Below are 18,599 nucleotides of genomic sequence, written 5' to 3'. Positions count from 1 at the left end.
TCCATCAGGGCGTCGAGGCCGCCGGCCATGATCTTCCAGTCGACCGGGTTGACCGAGGCGTACTTCACTCGGACGAGGACCTCGCCGGGGCCGACCTTGGGGACCGGCAGCCGGGTCTCCCCCAGCACCTCCGTTCCGCCGTACGTCTCGTACGCCATCCCACGCATGGTGTTGTCCTGCGGCATGTACCCGACCTCTCCGTGAGCTGCTGGACCCTTCCTGGGGCCCATCCCACCACGCACACCGCGCCCGGCCCGAGAAGCGGGGCGGGCGCGGGACGGGAAGCCTCGGCGGCGGGTGCGTCAGTGCGCGGCGCGGTGCGCGGCGATGATCTCGGCGTAGCGTCGGCCGCTCGACTTCACCGTGCGGCGCTGGGTGGCGTAGTCCACGTGGACCAGGCCGAAGCGCTTGTCGTAGCCGTAGGCCCATTCGAAGTTGTCCAGCAGGGACCAGGCGTAGTAGCCGGCGACCGGTGCGCCGCGGCGGGCCGCGCGGGCGCAGGCCGCCAGGTGGGAGGTGAGGTAGGCGGCCCGTTCGGGGTCGTGGACGCGGCCGTCGGGGGCGACGGTGTCGGGGTACGAGGAGCCGTTCTCGGTGATGTGGATGCGCTGGTCCCCGTACTCCTCGTGCAGGCGCATGATCAGCGTTTCCAGGCCGTCGGCGTCGACCTCCCAGTCCATTCCGGTGCGCGGGACGCCGGGCCGGTCGACCTGGCGGGCGAAGGGCGCGGGGCCGGCCGGGTCGGCGGTGACGACCTGCGGGAAGTAGTAGTTGAGGCCGATCCAGTCGAGGGGGGCGGCGATGGTGGCGAGGTCTCCGGGGCGTTCGGGGAGGTCGACCCCGTAGACCTCGCGCATGTCGGCGGGGAAGCCGCGGCCGTGGACGGGGTCGAGCCACCAGCGGTTGACGTGGCCGTCCATGCGGCGGGCGGCGGCCCGGTCGGCGTCGCTGCCGGTGGCGGGCTCGACGGTGGAGAGGTTGTTGACGATGCCGAGGCGGGCGGCGGGCCGGGCGGCGCGGACGGCCTGGGCGGCGAGGCCGTGGCCGAGCAGCAGGTGGTAGGAGGCGCGGACGGCGGCGGTGAGGTCGGTCCAGCCGGGGGCCATCCGGCCCTCGAGGTGGCCGATCCAGGCCGAGCACAGCGGCTCGTTCAGGGTGGCCCACTGGGTGACGCGGTCGCCGAGGCGCTCGGCCACGAGTCCGGCGTACGCGGCGAAGTGCTCGGCGGTGGCGCGCTCGGGCCAGCCGCCCCGGTCCTGGAGGGCCTGGGGCAGGTCCCAGTGGTAGAGGGTGACGTTGGGCTCGATGCCGGCCGCGAGCAGTCCGTCGGTCAGCCGGTCGTAGAAGTCGAGGCCCTTGGCGTTGGCGGGCCCGTCGCCGCCCGGTACGACGCGCGGCCAGGCGACCGAGAGCCGGTAGGCGTTGGTGCCGAGCTCCCGCATCAGGGCGATGTCGTCCGGCCAGCGGTGGTAGTGGTCGCAGGCCGTGTCGCCGGTGTGGCCGCCGTCCACGGCGCCGGGGACGCGGCTGAAGGTGTCCCAGATGGAGGGGGCGCGGCCGTCCTCGCCGGCAGCGCCCTCGATCTGGTAGGCGGAGGTGGCGGTGCCCCAGGCGAAGTCGGCGGGCAGCGCGTCGAGGTCGACGGCGCGCTCGGCGGGCTGGGCCCCGGTGACGGGAAGGCTTTCGGAAAGGGTCATTTGACGGCTCCTGCCGTGAGTCCGGCCACCAGGTACTTCTGCAGCAGCAGGAATCCGGCGACGACGGGGATGCTGACGACGAGCGAGGCGGCCATGATCTGGTTCCAGTACACGTCGTTCTGCGTGGAGTAGCCCTGCAGTCCGACGGCGAGGGTGCGGGTGGTGTCGTTCGTCATGACGGAGGCGAAGAGCACCTCGCCCCAGGCGGTCATGAAGGCGTACACGGCGACGGCGACGATGCCGGGGACGGCTGCCGGGATCACGACCCGGAACAGTGCGCCGAGCGGGCCGCAGCCGTCGACGGTGGCCGCCTCGTCGAGGTCGCGGGGCACCGAGTCGAAGTACCCGATGAGCATCCAGATGGAGAAGGGGAGGGAGAAGGTGAGGTAGGTGAGGATGAGCCCGCCGCGGGACCCGTACAGCGCGACGCCGGTGCTGTTGCCGATGTTCACGAAGATCAGGAACAGCGGCAGCAGGAAGAGGATCCCGGGGAACATCTGGGTGGAGAGCACGGTGACCGTGAAGAGGCGCTTGCCGCGGAAGCGGTAGCGGCTGACGGCGTACGCGGCGAACACGGCGATGACCACGGAGCAGACGGTGGCGGCGCCGGCCACGATCAGGGAGTTCACGAAGTACTTGGCGAGCGGCACGGTGTGCCAGATGTCGATGTAGGGGCGGATGGTGAGCCCGCTGGGGATCCAGCGGAACTCCCCCGCCACGTCCTTGAGGGGCTTGAGGGAGCTGGTGACCATCACGTAGACGGGCAGCAGCACGAAGCCGGTGAGCAGGGTGAGGAAGACGGCCCGGATCACCCGGAAGGAGCGGGGCGGGTCGAGCGGGCTGCGGACCCGGGGGCTAGCGGGCATCGGCGTCCCTCCGGCCGCGGGTGGTCAGGAGCAGGTAGCCGGCGGTGACCAGCAGGAGGAAGAGCAGCAGGAGGACGGACATGGCCGATCCGGTGCCGAAGTTCCAGGTGACGAAGCTCGACTGGTAGATGTGGATGGAGATCAGGTCCGCGGCTTCGGGGGCGGACTTGCCGAACAGCACGAACGGCGTGTTGAAGTCGTTGAAGGTCCACAGGAACAGCACCAGGATCAGCACCTGGTTGACCGCGCCGACCGAGGGCAGCGTGATCCGGCGGATCTGCTGCCAGATGCCCGCCCCGTCCAGCGCGGCCGCCTCGTACAGGTCCTTGGGGATGTTCTGCAGGGCTGCCATCACGATGAGGAAGGCGAAGGGCCAGCCCTTCCACACGGACACGGTCAGCAGCGCCCAGAAGCTGTTGTCGCCCAGCAGCCAGAAGGTGTGCTCGGCGCCGCCGAGGCCGAGCTGGTCGTGCAGGACGTGGTTCACCAGGCCGTTGTCCCGCTGGAACATGAACGCCCAGGTGATGACGGCCGCGTAGACGGGCAGCGCGTACGGGACGAGGAACAGGGCCCGCAGGATGCCGCGGCCGCGGAAGGTCTCCTGCATGAACACGGCGGCGGCTGTGCCGAGCAGCCAGCACAGGCCGACGGAGAGCAGGGTGAACAGGCAGGTGGTGAGGAAGGAGCCGAGGAGGGCCTCGCCGACGGGCCGGTTGACGTCGACGGCGAGTGCGTAGTTGTCGAAGCCCGTCCAGGGGGCGCCGGACCAGTCCCGGATGAAGAACTGGGTGAGCTCGCGGAAGCTCATCATGATGCCCATCGCCATCGGGACGAGGTGGATGAGCAGTTCGAGGAGCAGGGCGGGCAGCAGGAGCAGGTAGGGCAGGGCGCCGCGGCGCAGGCGGCCGGGGCGCGGCGGGCGGCCGGGGCGGCGCACGCGGGCCGCCGTACCGCGCTGCCGCCGCCCCGTCGCGGTGTCGGGTGGGAGCGTGGCGGGTGCGGAAGTCATCGGGCGCGGCTCAGTTCGACATCTGCTGCTGGGCCTTGGTGAGCCTTGCCTTGACCGAATCGGTGGTCACGGGACGGCCGGCCGCGGCGTCGGCGAAGAGCTCCTTGACCGCGGTGCCGACGGCGGTCTCGAACTGGGACTCCTCGGGGACCTGCGGGAGCGGGGCGGCGCTGGTGGCGAGGGTGTTGCGCAGGACGGTGAGGTCCTCGGTGGCGAAGGCGGGGTCGGTCTGGGCGGACTTGACCGGCGGGATGGAGCCGTAGGTCCTGTTGAGCAGCTTCTGCTCCTCGTCGCTGGTCATGAACTTGACGAACTTCAGGGCGCCGTCGATGTTGTCGGTGTTCTTGAAGACGGCCATGTTGATGCCGGCGACCATGGAGTTGGTGTTCTTCCCCGCGCCGGGGGTGCCGCCGGCCGGGACGGGGGCGGGGGCGACGCCCCAGTCGCCCTCCTTCATTCCGTGCGCCTTGAAGCTGCTCGCCGCGTTCTGCCACAGGACCATGGCGGTCTTGCCGTTGGCGAAGTCCTGGAGGGACTGGTTCTTGTCGTACTCGGCGTTCCCCGGCGAGATGACCTTGTCCTTGGCCATCAGGTCGACGTACTGCTTGACCGCCTCGACGTTGGCGGGGGTGTCGAAGGTGGGCTTGCCGGCGGCGTCGAAGAACTCGGCGCCGTGCTGCTTGGAGAGGACGAAGGCCTGGTGGATGTTGTTGGAGAGGTTCGAACCCTCGGCGCCCAGCGCCCACTTGCCGTCCTTGGACAGCCGCTGGCCGATGGCGACGAGTTCGTCCCAGGTGGCCGGGGGCTTCTCGATGCCCGCCTCCTGGAACATCTTCTTGTTGTAGTAGAGCGCGTAGGACATCGAGTAGAGCGGGACGGCGGCCGGGTCCTTGCCCACGGCCCCGGCCGAGCCGATGGCGGACTCGACGAAGCGGTCCTTGCCGCCGATCGCCTCGAAGTTCTTCGCGTCCCAAGGGAGTAGGGCGCCGGTGGCCTGGAGCGAGGAGGACCAGGTGTTGCCGATGTTGAGGACGTCCGGGCCCTGTCCGGAGGCGGTGGCGGCGAGGATCCGGTTGAGCAGGTCGGACCAGGGGACGACCTCGAGCTTGACCTTGATGCCGGTCTGCTGCTCGAACTTCTTCAGCTCGGGGCCGAGCGTCGCCTGGTCCGCCGCGATGTCGGGCCCCTGGTTGGAGGCCCAGTACGTGAGCTCCTTGGGGGCCGTGTTGGTACCGCCTCCGGTGTCCGCGGATCCGCCGCCGCAGGCGGTGGCGGCGGTGGCGAGGAGGGAGACTGCGACAGCGGCGGCGGCAGCGGCTCTGGTTCTGCGCATGGCGGCTCGGTCCCTTTCGGCGGGGTCGGGGGGAAGGCCGGCGTGGAGTGCTCCGTCCAGGCCTTAATTTAGGACGTGAGTTAAGCCTCGTGAAAGGGTCGCGTCAAGGGGTCGCGCAAGGGTATGTTGCGAGCGATGTCACTGCGGAAGGGGCCGGATGACCACGGGGCGTAGCGGGCGAACGGTGCGGGACCTGCGGCGGGGAAACCGGAGCGCCGTCCTCCAACGGCTGTACTTCGGCGGCCCGATGAGCCGCCAGGAACTGGGGCCCGCCACCGGGCTGAGTTCGGGATCCGTCAGCAACGTCGTCGGCGAGCTCGTCGCGGACGGACTACTGGAGGAGGCCGGCATCGTCGACTCCGACGGCGGACGGCCCCGCACCCTGCTGCGGGTGTCGCCCGGCAGCGCCCACATGATCGGCGTCGACGTCGGCGAAACCCGGGTACGCGTCGAGCTGTTCGACCTCACCCTCACCGAACTGGCGCGCACGGAGATGCCGTTGCTGCCGCGCGGCTGCTACGACGTCGCGCCCATCGTCGACCACATCCGGCACGGCATCGAGACCGTGCTCGCCGAGGCCGGGGTCGGGACCGAGCGGCTGCTGGGCGTGGGCGTCGGGGTGCCGGGCATCGTGGACCGCGACGCGCCGGACGGGACCGTGGTGCACGGCCAGACCATCGGCTGGGACGCGGTCCCGCTGGAGCAGCTGCTGCGCGCCACCGGAGCTCTGCCGGAGGAGGTCCCGTACATCATCGACAACGGCGCGCGGACCCTCGGCCAGGCGGAGATGTGGTTCGGGGCGGGCCGTGGGGCCCGGGAGGCGGTCGTCGTGCTCTTCGGCTCGGGCGTCGGCGCGAGCCTGATCACCGACGGCTCGCCGGACGGCGGGACCACGGAGGGCACCCCGCTGGAGTGGGGCCACCTGACGGTCTCCGTGCGCGGGCGGCGCTGCCGGTGCGGGGCGCTGGGCTGCCTGGAGGCGTACACGGGCGCCGAGGCCCTGCTGGCGCGCTGGGCGGAGCGGGGCGGCGCGGCCGGCGGCCGGCCGGTGGACTCCGTGGACGAGGAGGAGGCCCTGTCCGCCCTGCTGGCCGCGGCGGGTACGGGGGACCCGGTGGCGCGGGAAGTCCTGGAGGAGACCGCGGAGTACCTGGGCGCGGGCCTGTCCGACCTGATCAACCTGTTCCAGCCGGAGCGCATCCTGATCGGCGGCTGGGCCGGCCTGATGCTGGGCCCCCACATCCTCCCGTCCGTACGGGGGCACGCGACGCGGTACGCCCTGCGGCACCCGGCCGACCGGGTCACCGTCGGCCTGGGCTCCCTGGGACCCGACGCGGTCACGGTCGGCGCGGCGACCCTCCCCCTGGCCGCCTTCTTCGCGACGGGCGGCCGCCGCACGGCTCCCGGCCCCCCGGCCGAACCCCCGGGCTGGCGCACGGCCCTGGAGGTGCGCGGCGCGGGCCTCTGAGACCGCGCCGGACCCGGACCGGGCGGGCGCACCGGGGCCGGGGCGCGGACCGGCCGGGGGCCCGGACCGGCCGGGGCGCGGACCGAGGCACGGGCGCGTACCGGCCGAGCGCCGACCAGCCGAGCGCGGGCCGGCCGAGGCGCGTACGCCGGGGCGCGGGCCCGCCGGGGCGCAGGCCCGCCGAGGCGCAGGCCCGCCGAGGCGCAGGCCGGCCGGGGCCCGGACCGGCCGGGGCCCGGACCGAGGCACGGGCGCGTACCGGCCGAGGCGCGTACGCCGGGGCGCGGGCCCGCCGGGGCGCGGCCTCGGCGCCGGTCAGGCGGAGTCGCGGACCACCAGGGCGGGATGGAAGAGCACCGAGGCCGGTTCCGGGGCGGCGGTGCCCGCGACGCGGTCCAGGAGCAGGCGGACCATCTCCGCCGCCATGTCCTCCACCGGCTGGCGTACGGTCGTCAGCCGGGGCCGGCAGGCCGCCGCCGCGCCGGAGTCGTCGAAGCCGACGACGGCCACGTCGTCCGGGATCCGCCGGCCGTGCTCGCGCAGCACCAGGCAGGCCCCCTGCGCCATCAGGTCGTTCGCGGCGAACACCCCGTCCACGTCGGGCTGTTCGGCCAACAGGCGGCGCATCGCCCGCTCGCCCCCGTCGAGCGTGAAGTCCGCTTCGGCTGCGCGGAGCACCGCGAGGGGGCGGCCGGCCGCCGCCTCGCGGAAGCCCGCCAGCCGCTCGCGGCTCGCCGGCACGTCCGCCGGGCCCCCGATCACCGCGAGCCTGCCCCGCCCCAACCCCAGCAGGTGCCGGGCCGCCAGCGCCCCGCCCTCGCGGTGGCGCAGGTCCACGTGGTCGAGCGGTACGCCCGGCGCCGGGCGGGCGAACAGAACGGCGGGCAGCGCGGCCGCCGCGAGCAATCCGGGGAGCGGGTCCCGGGGATGGGTGGTGACCAGCAGCGCTCCGTCCGCGCTGCCCTGCGCCAGGTACGCGAGCACCTCGGCCCGGTCCTCCGCGGTATCCGCGAACATCAGCACCGGGTGCACACCGGCCGGCCGCAGGGCGCGGACGACCCCGCTGACCACGCGCCCGAAGAACGGGTCCTCGAACACCCGGGCCGCGAACCCGTCCCGCACGCCGGCCTCTCCCGAGCCCGCGCCGGAGACGACCAGCGCGACGGTTCCGGACCGGCGGGTGACGAGGGACCGGGCGGCCCGGTTCGGCACGTACCCCGTCGCGGCGACGGCCCGCTGGACCGCCTGCCGGATGGCCGGGTCCACGTTCCGGACGCCGTTGACCACCCGGGACACCGTGGCCCGGGACACCCCCGCCGCCCGGGCCACGTCCTCCAGGGTCGGCGCCCCGCCCGCCCCGACTCCCGTCCCCGCCAGGCCCTTTCCCGCACCCCGCCCCGTGTCCATGGCGGCACTGTAGCGCCCACGCCCGCCACGCAGCCCGGCCGGTTCCCCCCGCAACGCCTCCGGCCCGGCCCCGCGCGGTGCGGGGTCGGGCCGGAGGGTCCAGCGGGGCCGGGCCGTGGGAGGGCCGGGCCGTGGGAGGGCCGGGCCGTGGGAGGGCCGGGCCGCTCGGCGTCGGGCGGTCGCCTCACGGAGCCAGGCGGTAGGCGTTCGTGAGGGTCTCCCGCATCGTGTTGCCGCCCTTGTCCGTCAGGTCCACCTGGAAGGACACTCCCCCGGCGGTCGACGGGTGCTTCACCCGCACCGAGCGGGACCCGTCGGCGTCCGCCGTCACGGTGAGCGGCTTCCAGGTCGCACCCCCGTCGTACGAGACCTTGACGGTCAGCGCGGCGACCCGGCCGGGCTCGGCGGCCGCCCCGCCCAGCCGGAGCGGTACGTCCAGGGTGCCGCCCGCCAGAGCCGTCCCCCTCAGGCTCAGCTTCGGCGAGAGCCGCACCGTCGACAGCGGCAGCGGGGCCGATTCCTCCGCGGGCGGGCGGGCCGAGGTGAACGTCCAGGCCACGGCCACCTTCGTACTGATGCTGGTGTCCTCGGCGGACCGGCTCGCCTCCATGCTCAGCCGGTACGCCGCGGACGCGGCCGGGACCTCGGCGCTCAGCCGGCCGTTGGCCGGCCCCTCGGCGATGACCCGGCCGCCCGACTCCAGCCGGGCGAAGCCGTCGGTGGTGACGGAGGAGCCCGCGTGACCGCTGCCGTCGTTGAACAGCAGGACGCCGGCGTCGATGTAGTCGCCGTAGCGGTTCGCGCCCTGCTCTCCCCCGGCCGCCAGATCGGGTCCGACCACACCGGTGTTGAAGTGCAGCGTGTGGCGCGTACCGGGCTTGTAGGCCACCGGACTCGCCGTGTAGACCATGCGCTCCTCGCCCAGGCCGTTGAGCTGCGAAGCGGTCCAGGCCCAGCGCACCCCGGTGGTGCTGACGTACTGGGTGGCGGCCAGCGGCAGGCTCCGCTCCGACTCGGGCTGCACGCCCGCGGAGAAGCCTTCCGCGTCCAAGGGCGTGGCGCTGACCACGCCCTTCGCCCCGGTGACGGACGCCCCGAAGCCGAGCTTCACTTCGGCGACCTCGGACCGCCTGACGGTGCGGTCGAGGCCGGTGAACCAGCTGCCCGTGCGGTGGAAGGCGAGCCGGTGGTCGGCGTCCCCGCCCGCCGCGCCGGGCCTCTTCCAGAGGCCGTTGTACTGGGCCCGCAGCGAGGGGGCGGCGGGGCCGAGCGCGGCGGTGAGGAGCCGGGTGTGGCCGTCGGTGGCGAAGTAGCCGGCCACCCCGGCGGGCGGGTACTCGTACGCGGCGCTGGAAGCGACCAGTCGTGCGGCCCGGTCCGGGGCGGTGACGGCGAACGGCCTGGCCTTGCGGGAGTCGAGGCGGACGGTCGTGTTCGCCCCCACCCTCAGCACCGGCTGGACGAACACGGCCATGCGGTTGCCCTCGCTGAACACGAGGCTCTCCAGCAGGTACTCGCCCTTGGGCAGCCGCTGGACGACGGTGCCGCTCGGGTCGTACGGAACCCCGCCGTGCCCCACCGGGCCCTCGCCGTCCGCGTTCACCTCGGTGATCGTCGTCGAGTAGGTCAGCGGGTTCGCCCCGTCGACGTCCAGGTGCCGCAGGGTGACGTCGTAGGACTCCACCTCGCGGACGACCGCGAGGCCGGTGCGCACCGACTGGCCGCCCCCGGCGGCCAGTACGCTGCCGCCGAACGCGCCGTCGACCGTGCCCTTGCCGGTGTCGGCGGTGACGGTGGTCGTCGCGCTGCCGCCGGCGGGGACGGTGAGCTCGGCGTCCTTGACGGTGAACATCCCGGCCGGGGCCGGATTGCCCGCCGGGTCGGTCCCGGACGCGCTCAGCCGGAGCGTGACGGCCTGCGTGCCGTGGTTGCGGTAGGTGAGGGACTTGGTGAGCGGCTTGTCGTCGGTGTGCGGCCAGGCCTGCGTGCCGAAGCCGAGCGAGCCGGGCTCGGAGACGACGAAGGCCGTGGCGGCCCGGGCCAGGTCGGCGCGGCCCGCGCCCTGGTCGTTGGCGCCCAGTGCCGGGTCGGGCTTGGCCGATCCGGTCAGCAGCGCCTTCAGCTGGGCGCCGCTCCAGGCGGGGTGCTGCTGCAGCAGCAGGGCGGCGGCTCCCGCGACGTGCGGGGTGGCCATCGAGGTGCCCGACATGGTCTGGTAGCCGTCGCCGGGGGGATACCCGCTCTGCGTGCTCTGCGCGGCGGTGATGTCGACCCCCGGGGCGGTGACGTCCGGCTTGGACTCCCCGTCGACGGTCGGGCCCCGGCTGGAGAAGTCCGCGATGCGGTCCTGCTTGTCGACGGCGCCGACGGTGAGCGCCGCGGGGGCGCTGCCGGGCGAGTTGACCGTACGGGCGCCGTCGCCGTCGTTGCCCGCGGCCACCACGAACAGGGCCTGGCCCGAAAGCCGGGCGACCGCGTCCTCCATCGGGTCGACGCCCGGGTCGTCGTAGCCGCCGATGCTCATGCTGACGATCTTGGCTCCCTGGTCCACCGCCCACTGCATACCGCTGACGATGTCCGAGTACGAGCCGAAGCCGTCGTCGCCCAGGACCTTGCCGTCCAGGATCCGCACGCCGGGCGCGACTCCCTTGCGGCTGCCGCCCGAGCCGGCGCCCGACCCGGCGACGGTGGAGGCCACGTGCGTGCCGTGCCCGTGGCGGTCCAGGGAGTCGGGAGACCCGCTGAAGTTCTTCTGAGCCGTCTCGACACCCTTCAGATCCGGGTGGGTCTCGTCGACGCCCGTGTCCAGGACCGCCACCTTGACGCCCTGCCCGGTGTAGCCCGCCTGCCACATGGCGGGCGCGCCTATCTGCGGCACGCTCGTGTCGAGGACGGCGCGGACCCTGCCGTCCAGCCACAGGCGGGCGACGGGCGTCTCGGGAGCGGCTCCCGCCGTGCGGGCCTCCGCGCGTCCGGCAACCGCCGCCCACAGGGCGGCGGCCTCGGCCTTGGGCACGTCGAACGCCTCCCCGTCGATGGCGGGCAGCGCCCGGCGCTCGCGGGCGACCCCGGCGAACACGTCGCCGTCGGCGGTGCGGGCTCCCGCCCCGTCCCGCCGGTAGCCGGCGATCAGGGGCAGGGTGCTGCCGTGCGCGTCGTCGTACCCGTCCCGGACCAGCTGGGCGACGTCGAACAGGCGCCGGTCGAGGACGCCGTCGCCGACCATGCGCAGGGCGTCCTGCGGAACGACGTACGTGTGCCCGCCCTCGCGCCGCACCGAGAAGCCGGTCCCTTCGCGGCCCTTGCCGCGGATCAGCCGGACGACGCTGCCGTCGGCGCCGACGACGACGCGGTCGCCGGTGATCAGCGTCACGGTCGCCGGCGGCTTCGCCGCGGCCTTCCTGCCGGGCTGTGCGGTGGGGCCGGCGTCCTGTGCGGTGGGCTTCGCCGCCAGCGCCGGCTGGGCGCCGGCCGACACCGTTCCCGTGACCAGCAGCCCGGCCAACGCGGCGGCGAGCGCCGCCCTCTTCACTCGTGGTGTGGATCCCATCCGTGTTCCCCCGTCTTCGTGCGCGTGCCGAAGCGTTCCCCGGTACCACGCACGAGGGGCGGGGTTCGGTTGCCCGCCGGCGCGGGCGGATCGAGGGGGGACCGGGGAGCGGCCGGCGGGGCGCCCGGCTCGGCGGTGTCCAGCCAGGCCCGCAGCGGGAGTTCACCGGCGGTCGGGCCCGCCCGTACGGTGAAGCGGCCCGGCTCCGACACCCAGGCGCGGGCCGTCGGCGACCAGTGCTGGAGGGCGCGCGCGGGAAGCCGGACGTACGCCGTGACCCGCTCGCCCGGCGCGGCCCGTACGGCGGACCAGCCGGCGAGCCAGCGCACCGGCCGGTCGAGCGCCGAGTCGGGCCGGGACAGGTGGACTTGGACCACCTCGCGGCCGGGGCGGGAGCCGGTGTTGCGCAGCACGACGGGGATCTCGTGGCCGCCGTCCGCGTGCGGCCGCGGCTCGCCGATCGCCTCGTAGCGCCAGGTGGTGTAGCCGAGGCCGTGGCCGAACCAGTAGGCCGGGGTGCTGCCCGCGCGCAGCCAGGCCCGGTGCCCGATGTGCAGTCCCTCCTCGTACGGGAGCACCCCGGCCGTGGGGCGGGTGGTGCGGACCGGGGCGTCGGCGAGGGTCGCGGGCCAGGTGGTGGGCAGCCGGCCGCCGGGCTCGGTGCGGCCGAGCAGGACGTCGGCGAGGGCGTGGCCCGCCTCCTGGCCGGGGAACCAGGTGAGCAGGACGGCGGCGGCCTCTGCGCGCCAGGGGAGTTCGACGGGGCCGCCCGCGTTCACGACGACGACCGTACGCGGTTGTACGCGGACGACCTGGCGCACCAACTCGTCCTGCGGGTACGGCAGTCGCAGCGAGCCGCGGTCGTGGCCCTCGGACTCCGCGCCGTCGGTGGTGCCGACGCAGACCACCGCCACGTCGGCCGCGCGGGCGGCGGCCACGGCGGCGGCGAGGGACTCGGCGGGGTCGGGGGCGGGCGCGGCGGCCGTCAGGACGGTGGCCCGGCCGGTGCCGGGGGCCAGACGGCGCCGCGCGCGGACCTCGACGGGATGGCCGGCGGTGAGGTGGACGCGGGCGGTGTGCTGCGGCGGTCGGACGTGCACCACGGCCGGGTCGTCCGTCTCCGGCGGGAACTCCCCCGCCAGCACCGGTGTCCCCGCGACCGTGAGGCCGAGCGCGCCGAAGCCGCCGAGCCCGAGGGTCCAGCTTCCGGTCGCGTCCGGGTGGAGTACGGCCGCCAGCTCCACGGTGTCGGCGCCCGGGGGCAGTTCGGGCTCCAGCACCCGGCCCGAGGGCTGGTGGGCACTGTGCAGTACGGCGCCGGCGGCGTCGAGCACGCGCAGCCGTACGCCGGGGGCGCCGGTCTGCGGGTCCCGGGCGTGCCGCGCGCCGAGCGGCGCCTGGCCGCCGGCGCCGTCCGGGGCCGGGCCGGGCTCGTACACGAGGCGCACCTGCGGGGGCAGCGCGTCCCGCAGCCCGGCCAGCGGGGTGACCACGGCGTGCGGGAACACCTCGGAACTGCCGCCGCCCTGGACGCGGGGGTCGTCGGCGTGCGCGCCGATGACGGCGACGGCGCCCGGGGCCCGGGGATCCAGGGGCAGCACGCCCCTGTTCTCGAGCAACACGAAACTCGCGGCGGCGACCTCACGCAGCAGCGCCCGGACGCCGGACGCGGCGTTGGCGCCGGAGGCCGCCGCTGCGCCGGCGGCGGGCGCCGACCCGCCACCGGAAGCGGGAACACCACCGGGGGCGGGGCCGCCGCCGGGTCCTGAGGCGACGCTGGGCGCGGGGGCACCGGCGCTGGTGCCCGAGGTGCCGGTGGGGGGCGGGGCTGTGAGGGTGCCGACTCGTTCGGCGAGGCGCAGTACGCGGCGCGCCTTGTCCCGGACCGCCTCGGCCGGGACCAGCCCGCGTTTCACCGCGTCCAGGAGCGCCTCTCCCCAGGGCCCGTCGGGGCCCGGCATCAGCAGGTCCTGCCCGGCGGCGGCCGAGGCGGCCGTCGACCGGCCGGCGCCCCAGTCGGACACGACCACCCCGTCGAAGCCCCACTCCTCCTTCAGAGGATCGGCGAGCAGCGGACTCTCCGTCATCGTCTGTCCGTTGACCTGGTTGTACGCCGACATCACCACCCAGACGCCGGCGCGGACCGCGGCCTCGAAGGGGGCGAGGTACAGCTCGCGCAGCACGCGTTCCCCGACCCGGACGTCGAGGGTGAGCCGTTCGGTCTCGGAGTCGTTGGCGACGTAGTGCTTCGCGGTGGCCGCCACCCCCTGGGACTGGATGCCGCGGATGAGGGCCGCGCCGGTGCGGGCCGCGAGCAGCGGGTCCTCGGAGAAGCACTCGAAGTGCCGTCCGGCGAGCGGGCTGCGGTGCAGGTTGAGGGTGGGCGCGAGGAGGACGTGCACCCCCTTGCGGCGGGCCTCGGCTCCGAGCAGCTCGCCGAGCCGCCTCACCCGGTCCTCGTCCCAGAGCGCGCCGAGGGCGCTGGCGGAGGGGAGCAGGGCGGAGGTCCGGGCCTCGTCCCAGCCGGGGCCGCGGACGCCGGCGGGGCCGTCGGAGAACACCATCTCTCGAAGCCCGAGGGCCGGTTCGGGGTGGGTCCGCCAGGTGTCGGCGCCGGTGAGGATGCGGACGGCTGCGCGTAGGTCGAGTGGGGGCTCGGGGCCGCGGTCCATGCCGGTGTGCCTTTCGCCGGGATCATCCTGGGAGAGCGCTCTCCCAGGATGATCCCCGGGCCCCGGGGCGCTGTCAACGGCCTTGCGGGGGGCGGGGGATGCGGGCTCAGCCGGGCGGCTGGGGCTCACCGGGCGGGACGGGTCAGCCGGGCGGGAGGGGCGGGCTGGGCGGAAGGGGCGGGCTGGGCTGGGCCGGGCGGCCGGGGCTCACCGGGCGGGAGGGGCCCGCCGGGCGGAAGGGGCGGGCTGGGCCGGGCGGCCGGGGCTCACCGGGCGGGAGGGGCCCGCCGGGCGGAAGGGGCGGGCTGGGCCGGTCCGGGCGGAAGAGGCGAACTCGGCAGCGCGGGGCGGGGGATGGACCGGGCGGCAGGGGAGAACTCCGCAGCGCGGGGCGGGGCGGGATCGTCGGGCTGCCTGGGTGCGGCCCCGGGGTGTGGGGTCGGAGCTGCGCCTGGGGCCGCTGCGCGGGCAAGTCCCCCACCCCGCCCCTTCCCTGACCGGGGCTCCGCCCCGGACCCCGTACGGCGCTCCGCGCCCGCGCCTCAAACGCCGGCGGGGCTGGATTCGGCCGCTGCCGACCAACCGGCGCGGCCCGATTGCCGCAGGGCAATCTCAACCCCGCCGTCGCCCGAGCCCCGCGACCGGGGCGGAGCCCCAGCACGGGCGCGGCCAGGAGCCGACGCGGATACGCCGAGCCCGGCACGGGCATGGCACAGCCACGCCCGGCACGGGCAGCGAGTCCTCGGCACGGGCACAGCGCGGGCGCATGCCCCGAGACGGGCACGACCAAGCCCCCCGTCAGAGCCCGACGCGGGCACAGCCAAGCCCCGGCACGGGCACGGCCGGGGCCCAACGCGGGCACGACCAAGCCCCGGCGGCGCCTCCCGTCAGAGCCCAACGCGGGCGCAGCCAAACCCCGGCGCGGGGTTGGCCAGGGCACGGCAGGGGCACGACCAAGCCCCAGCACGGGCGCAGCCAAGCCCCGGCACGGGCACGGCCGGGGCCCCACGCGAGTACGGCCAAGCCCCGGCGCGGGTACGGCCAAGCCCGCACGGGCACGGCCAAGCCCCGGCACGGGCACGGCCAGGGCCCGGCTCGGCCCCCGCCAGGGCCCTACGCGGGCGCAGCCAAGCCCAGGCATGGGCGCAGCCAAGCCCCGACACGGACACGGCCAAGCCCCGGCACGAGCAGCCAAGCCCCGGCACGGGCACCGCCGAGCCCCGCCGCGCCCCCGGCCAAGCCCCGGCACGGGCACGGGCACGGCCAAGCCCCGGCGCGGGCACGGCCCCTACTCGTACTCCGTGCCGCCCTTGCGCGTCAGGTACGCCGGGCTGACCGCCTTGGCTATCGCGCGGCCGCCCAGCACCGGGCTGTAGCGCTCCGTCGACGGGCGGATGACGACGCCCTCGCGCAGGTGCAGGCCCCGTCCGGACACGGTCTCCCGGCCGCTGGCCACCTCCAGGACCTTGTCCAGCTCGTACGGGCCCTCGTACAGCCGCGGCACCAGCGGCAGTTCACCCTCCGCCAGCACCTCCCGCGGATCCAGCCACCGCACCTGCCCATCGATCTCCGCGGACACGTCGAAGACCGCGTACCCCGGCGGCGAGTCCGCGGTGCGCACGTCCGTCCCGTACGCCAGGTCCTGGACGCCCGCCCCGTACACCTCGCCGAAGATCCCGACCCGCGACGCGCCGAGCCGCTCGGACAGAGCGGCCGCGACCGCCGGTACCCCGTGGCCGCGTACCGCCCGCCAGTACACGTTGCGCTCGTCCTCCCGCAGCGCGAGCCCCTTCGCACCGAAGCCCTTCGACGAGACCAGCGCCCGCCCGCCGTCCGCGACATACGTGAACAGGCCGGCGGTGCCGTGCAGTTTCTCGGTGAGGACGACGGGCTCGCCCGGCTCGAAGATGTGCGGATAGCGCTGAAGGTTCTCGATGTCCAGCCACGGCATCAGATCGGGAGCCGGCTCCACGTCGCCGCTCATCGTGGTCGGGACGGGCGGCGACCACTTGGTGATGCCGAGCAGCTCCGCGAAGTCCGTGCCCTCCTTGGCCGCCCGCACCAGGTCGACGTCGGCGAGCGCCCGCGGCCGGCAGACCAGTCCCTGCGAGAGCTCCCCGCGCAGCCGGACCGCCTTGACCCGGTCGGCCGAGCTTCCGGCGAGGCGTCCCGTCAGGCCCAGCTCCTCGATCAACCCGGCGGGCAGGACCGCCTGCTCGGGGATGTAGAGGGCGAACTCGCCCGTCCGGTAGGCGCCCTTGGCGACGACGGCGCGGTAGAGGCCCACCTGGGCCAGCTCCAACGCGTCGGCGTTCGGATGCTCGTGGACGGTCAGCTCCTCGGCCGTGACTCTCAAAGTCGACATGGAAGGTCCCCCTCGGACGTGCGGATGTCGTGCCGCCCCTACTCTCGGCGCCGCCATTTTCGCTGGTCCAGCGCTTTTAGGAGTGCTAGGGGGCGAGGGGTGGGTGGGGGGAGGGAGGTCCGGGCGCCCTGTCGTATCCTCGGCCCCGAACGCACCTTCGGCACCCGGGAGCCCGCCATGTCACCTCGTCCGGTCACCGTCGTCACCGGCGGCAGCAGGGGCATCGGCGCCGCGACCTGTCTGCGGCTCGCGGCGGACGGGCACGACCTGGCGCTCGGCTACGCCCGTGACGTGGCGGCCGCCGAGGCCGTCGCCGAGCGGGTCCGGGCGGCCGGGGTCCGCTGTGTGACGGTACGCGCGGACACCTCCGAGGAGTGCGGCGTCGAGCGCCTCTTCGACATCGCCGGCGCCGAACTCGGCACCGTGACGGGACTGGTCAACAACGCCGGTGTGACCGGCCCGCTGGGCCGGCTCGCCGACGCCCGCACCGAGGACCTGCGGCGGGTCGTCGAGGTCAACCTCCTCGGGTACCTGCTCTGCTGCCGCCGGGCGGCCCGGGACATGGCGGAGGCCGGCGGCGGGGCGATCGTGAACGTCTCCTCGGCCGCCGCCACCCTCGGCAGCCCGGGCGAGTACGTGCACTACGCCGCGACCAAGGCCGCCACGGACGCGCTGACCATCGGGCTCTCCAAGGAGCTCGGACCGGACGGCATCCGCGTCAACGCCGTGGCGCCGGGCGTCATCGAGACCGACATGCACGCGGCGATGGGCGATCCCGACCGCCCGGCCCGAACCGCTGCCACCACCCCGCTCGGCCGGCCCGGGCAGCCCGAGGAGATCGCCGGCGCCATCGCGTGGCTGCTGTCCCCGGAGTCCTCGTTCACGACCGGAGCCGTCCTGCGGGTCTCCGGCGGCCGCTGAGGCGGGCCGTCGGGCCGGCGCCGGGCCGGCCGCCGGGCCCTCAGGCGAGCGCCGCCCGGGGCCGCTCGGGCCGTCCATCGAGTGCCGGGCCCGATCGGGCCGTCAGGCGAGCGCCGCCCGGGTGGCCGGGCCGTAGACGCCCTGCGGGTCGCCCTTGATGCCCCGGTCGCGCTGGAGCTGGCTGACACCGCGCTTGGTCTGGCCGTCGTACACGCCCGTGATCGAGACGTATGTGAACCCCTGCCCGAAGAGCAGTTCCTGCAGGGCGCGCACCTCGGGCCCGCGGTCCCCCATGCGCAGGGTTCCCGGCGGGCCGGACGGCTCCGCGGCCGGGGCGCTGGGCGAGGGCGTCGCCTTCGGGCTCGGCCCGGCGGCCGGCGTCGGCGCTCCCGGTGAGGCGGACCCCCCGGCCTTGGCCGAGGGCGCGCCGGAGGGTGCGGAGGCTTCGGGGTCGGGCTCGCCGTCCGCGCCCGGACTGCGCGCGGGGAGTACGGGCACGGACAGTTCGGGCGCCCGCTCGGAACGGGGCGGCGGCTGCGGAGCGGAACCGCCGGGCAGCAGGACGATCCCGCCGGCCACGGCGAGGGCGAGCAGGGTGCCGATGACGACGGCCGGCCCGCCGCCGCGACGCCGTCTCGCGCCGGGAGGGGCGGGCTCCGCAGCGGGAGCGGGGGCCGGATCGGGCGCCGGGGCGGCCGCGGCGGCGCGGGACGGCGCCGGGCCCGGGAACGACAGGGGTCCGGTCTGCAGCCAGGCGGGCGACCCCGCCGACCGGAACGGTCCGCCGGGGGAGGCGACGTACGGGCGCACGAGCGGATGGTGGTCGTCGGGGATGCCCGCGCTCTCGTCGGAGGCGTGGGCACCGGGTCTCCCCGGCTGGGACATCGGCGGCCTCTCCGAAGTGCTGCTCAAGCGGTGGATCTCGACCGGCGCACTCTCGCCGTCCACGACGTCCCAGGTCAAGCCGGGTGTCCGGTCTGTCCTGCGCCATCCGTTCTGCCGGACTGCCGACGGATCGAGGTGACCCAGACGGTGCCCGCGGCCAGCAGCATCAGGGCGGCTCCGACGAGCGGGGCGGCGGGGGCCGCGATGCCGTCGACGGCGAGGCCGCCGGCCAGCGCCCCGGCGGCTATGGCCAGGTTGAACATCGCGACCATGAGCGAGGTGGCGGCCTCGGCCGAGGCCGGAGCCGAGGTGAGCATCCAGCGCTGCAGGCTGCGGATGCGCGACGTGACAGGCGCCCGGGTGCCGGGGCTGCGGCTGGACGCGGCGGGACTGCACGTGGACCTGGTGGTCGTCCCCGCCGGCACC

12 protein-coding genes are annotated in these 18,599 nt (G+C 75.2%); 2 read left to right on the top strand and 10 right to left on the bottom strand.

Annotated features, from left to right (window positions below; genetic code table 11):
* Positions 1–302: 302 nt before the first annotated feature.
* The 4 genes from AB0D66_RS32380 to AB0D66_RS32365 are packed head-to-tail and all read right to left on the bottom strand — an operon-like array spanning position 303 to position 4,905.
* Positions 303–1,697, bottom strand: a complete 1,395-nt coding sequence (locus AB0D66_RS32380; protein ID WP_362310780.1) for a GH1 family beta-glucosidase — start codon at positions 1,695–1,697, stop codon at positions 303–305.
* Positions 1,694–2,563 (bottom strand): carbohydrate ABC transporter permease, encoded by an 870-nt coding sequence (locus tag AB0D66_RS32375; RefSeq protein WP_362310779.1) that lies wholly within the window; start codon positions 2,561–2,563, stop codon positions 1,694–1,696. The genes AB0D66_RS32380 and AB0D66_RS32375 overlap by 4 nt, the downstream gene beginning before the upstream one ends.
* Positions 2,553–3,572, bottom strand: a complete 1,020-nt coding sequence (locus AB0D66_RS32370) for a sugar ABC transporter permease (RefSeq protein ID WP_362310778.1) — start codon at positions 3,570–3,572, stop codon at positions 2,553–2,555. The genes AB0D66_RS32375 and AB0D66_RS32370 overlap by 11 nt, the downstream gene beginning before the upstream one ends.
* 10 nt (positions 3,573–3,582) lie before the next feature.
* Positions 3,583–4,905 carry a sugar ABC transporter substrate-binding protein gene (locus AB0D66_RS32365; RefSeq protein ID WP_362310777.1) on the bottom strand — a complete coding sequence of 441 codons (1,323 nt, stop codon included), beginning with the start codon at positions 4,903–4,905 and terminating at the stop codon, positions 3,583–3,585.
* 157 nt (positions 4,906–5,062) lie between these two features.
* On the opposite strand from AB0D66_RS32365, the gene AB0D66_RS32360 reads away from it, so the two are divergent.
* Positions 5,063–6,373: an ROK family transcriptional regulator gene (locus AB0D66_RS32360; protein WP_362310776.1), complete on the top strand. Its 1,311-nt coding sequence runs from the start codon at positions 5,063–5,065 to the stop codon at positions 6,371–6,373.
* Positions 6,374–6,688: 315 nt separating this feature from the next.
* Here AB0D66_RS32360 and AB0D66_RS32355 read toward each other — a convergent pair whose 3' ends face one another.
* The 4 genes from AB0D66_RS32355 to AB0D66_RS32340 form a co-directional block, all read right to left on the bottom strand.
* On the bottom strand, positions 6,689–7,780 hold the full coding sequence (locus AB0D66_RS32355; protein ID WP_362310775.1) for a LacI family DNA-binding transcriptional regulator: 1,092 nt from the start codon (positions 7,778–7,780) through the stop codon (positions 6,689–6,691).
* A gap of 184 nt (positions 7,781–7,964) precedes the next feature.
* Positions 7,965–11,330, bottom strand: a complete 3,366-nt coding sequence (locus AB0D66_RS32350; protein WP_362310774.1) for a S8 family serine peptidase — start codon at positions 11,328–11,330, stop codon at positions 7,965–7,967.
* Positions 11,309–14,002 carry a glycoside hydrolase family 3 C-terminal domain-containing protein gene (locus tag AB0D66_RS32345; RefSeq protein ID WP_362310773.1) on the bottom strand — a complete coding sequence of 898 codons (2,694 nt, stop codon included), beginning with the start codon at positions 14,000–14,002 and terminating at the stop codon, positions 11,309–11,311. The genes AB0D66_RS32350 and AB0D66_RS32345 overlap by 22 nt, the downstream gene beginning before the upstream one ends.
* Positions 14,003–15,290: 1,288 nt before the next feature.
* The gene (locus AB0D66_RS32340; RefSeq protein ID WP_362310772.1) at positions 15,291–16,367 is read right to left on the bottom strand and encodes an RNA ligase (ATP); all 1,077 of its coding nucleotides are present in this window, start codon (positions 16,365–16,367) and stop codon (positions 15,291–15,293) included.
* Positions 16,368–16,544: 177 nt separating this feature from the next.
* On the opposite strand from AB0D66_RS32340, the gene AB0D66_RS32335 reads away from it, so the two are divergent.
* On the top strand, positions 16,545–17,288 hold the full coding sequence (locus tag AB0D66_RS32335) for an SDR family oxidoreductase (RefSeq protein WP_362310771.1): 744 nt from the start codon (positions 16,545–16,547) through the stop codon (positions 17,286–17,288).
* Between the two features lie 102 nt (positions 17,289–17,390).
* Here AB0D66_RS32335 and AB0D66_RS32330 read toward each other — a convergent pair whose 3' ends face one another.
* The gene (locus tag AB0D66_RS32330; protein ID WP_362310770.1) at positions 17,391–18,200 is read right to left on the bottom strand and encodes a peptidoglycan-binding protein; all 810 of its coding nucleotides are present in this window, start codon (positions 18,198–18,200) and stop codon (positions 17,391–17,393) included.
* Positions 18,201–18,247: 47 nt separating this feature from the next.
* A complete protein-coding gene (locus AB0D66_RS32325; protein WP_362310769.1) occupies positions 18,248–18,445 on the bottom strand; it encodes a hypothetical protein in 198 nt (65 codons plus the stop codon).
* Between the last annotated feature and the right edge of the window lie 154 nt (positions 18,446–18,599).

This window comes from Streptomyces sp. NPDC048270 (assembly GCF_040652335.1).
Classification (GTDB): Bacteria; Actinomycetota; Actinomycetes; order Streptomycetales; family Streptomycetaceae; genus Streptomyces.
Note: the sequence above shows the minus strand (reverse complement) of the source record. Positions and strands in the feature narration are given on the sequence as shown.

Coding starts and splice junctions, on each gene's coding strand:
- AB0D66_RS32380 (WP_362310780.1), bottom strand. CDS start 1,697: ATGACCCTTTCCGAAAGCCTTCCCGTCACCGGGGCCCAGCCCGCCGAG.
- AB0D66_RS32375 (WP_362310779.1), bottom strand. CDS start 2,563: ATGCCCGCTAGCCCCCGGGTCCGCAGCCCGCTCGACCCGCCCCGCTCC.
- AB0D66_RS32370 (WP_362310778.1), bottom strand. CDS start 3,572: ATGACTTCCGCACCCGCCACGCTCCCACCCGACACCGCGACGGGGCGG.
- AB0D66_RS32365 (WP_362310777.1), bottom strand. CDS start 4,905: ATGCGCAGAACCAGAGCCGCTGCCGCCGCCGCTGTCGCAGTCTCCCTC.
- AB0D66_RS32360 (WP_362310776.1), top strand. CDS start 5,063: ATGACCACGGGGCGTAGCGGGCGAACGGTGCGGGACCTGCGGCGGGGA.
- AB0D66_RS32355 (WP_362310775.1), bottom strand. CDS start 7,780: ATGGACACGGGGCGGGGTGCGGGAAAGGGCCTGGCGGGGACGGGAGTC.
- AB0D66_RS32350 (WP_362310774.1), bottom strand. CDS start 11,330: ATGGGATCCACACCACGAGTGAAGAGGGCGGCGCTCGCCGCCGCGTTG.
- AB0D66_RS32345 (WP_362310773.1), bottom strand. CDS start 14,002: ATGGACCGCGGCCCCGAGCCCCCACTCGACCTACGCGCAGCCGTCCGC.
- AB0D66_RS32340 (WP_362310772.1), bottom strand. CDS start 16,367: ATGTCGACTTTGAGAGTCACGGCCGAGGAGCTGACCGTCCACGAGCAT.
- AB0D66_RS32335 (WP_362310771.1), top strand. CDS start 16,545: ATGTCACCTCGTCCGGTCACCGTCGTCACCGGCGGCAGCAGGGGCATC.
- AB0D66_RS32325 (WP_362310769.1), bottom strand. CDS start 18,445: ATGGTCGCGATGTTCAACCTGGCCATAGCCGCCGGGGCGCTGGCCGGC.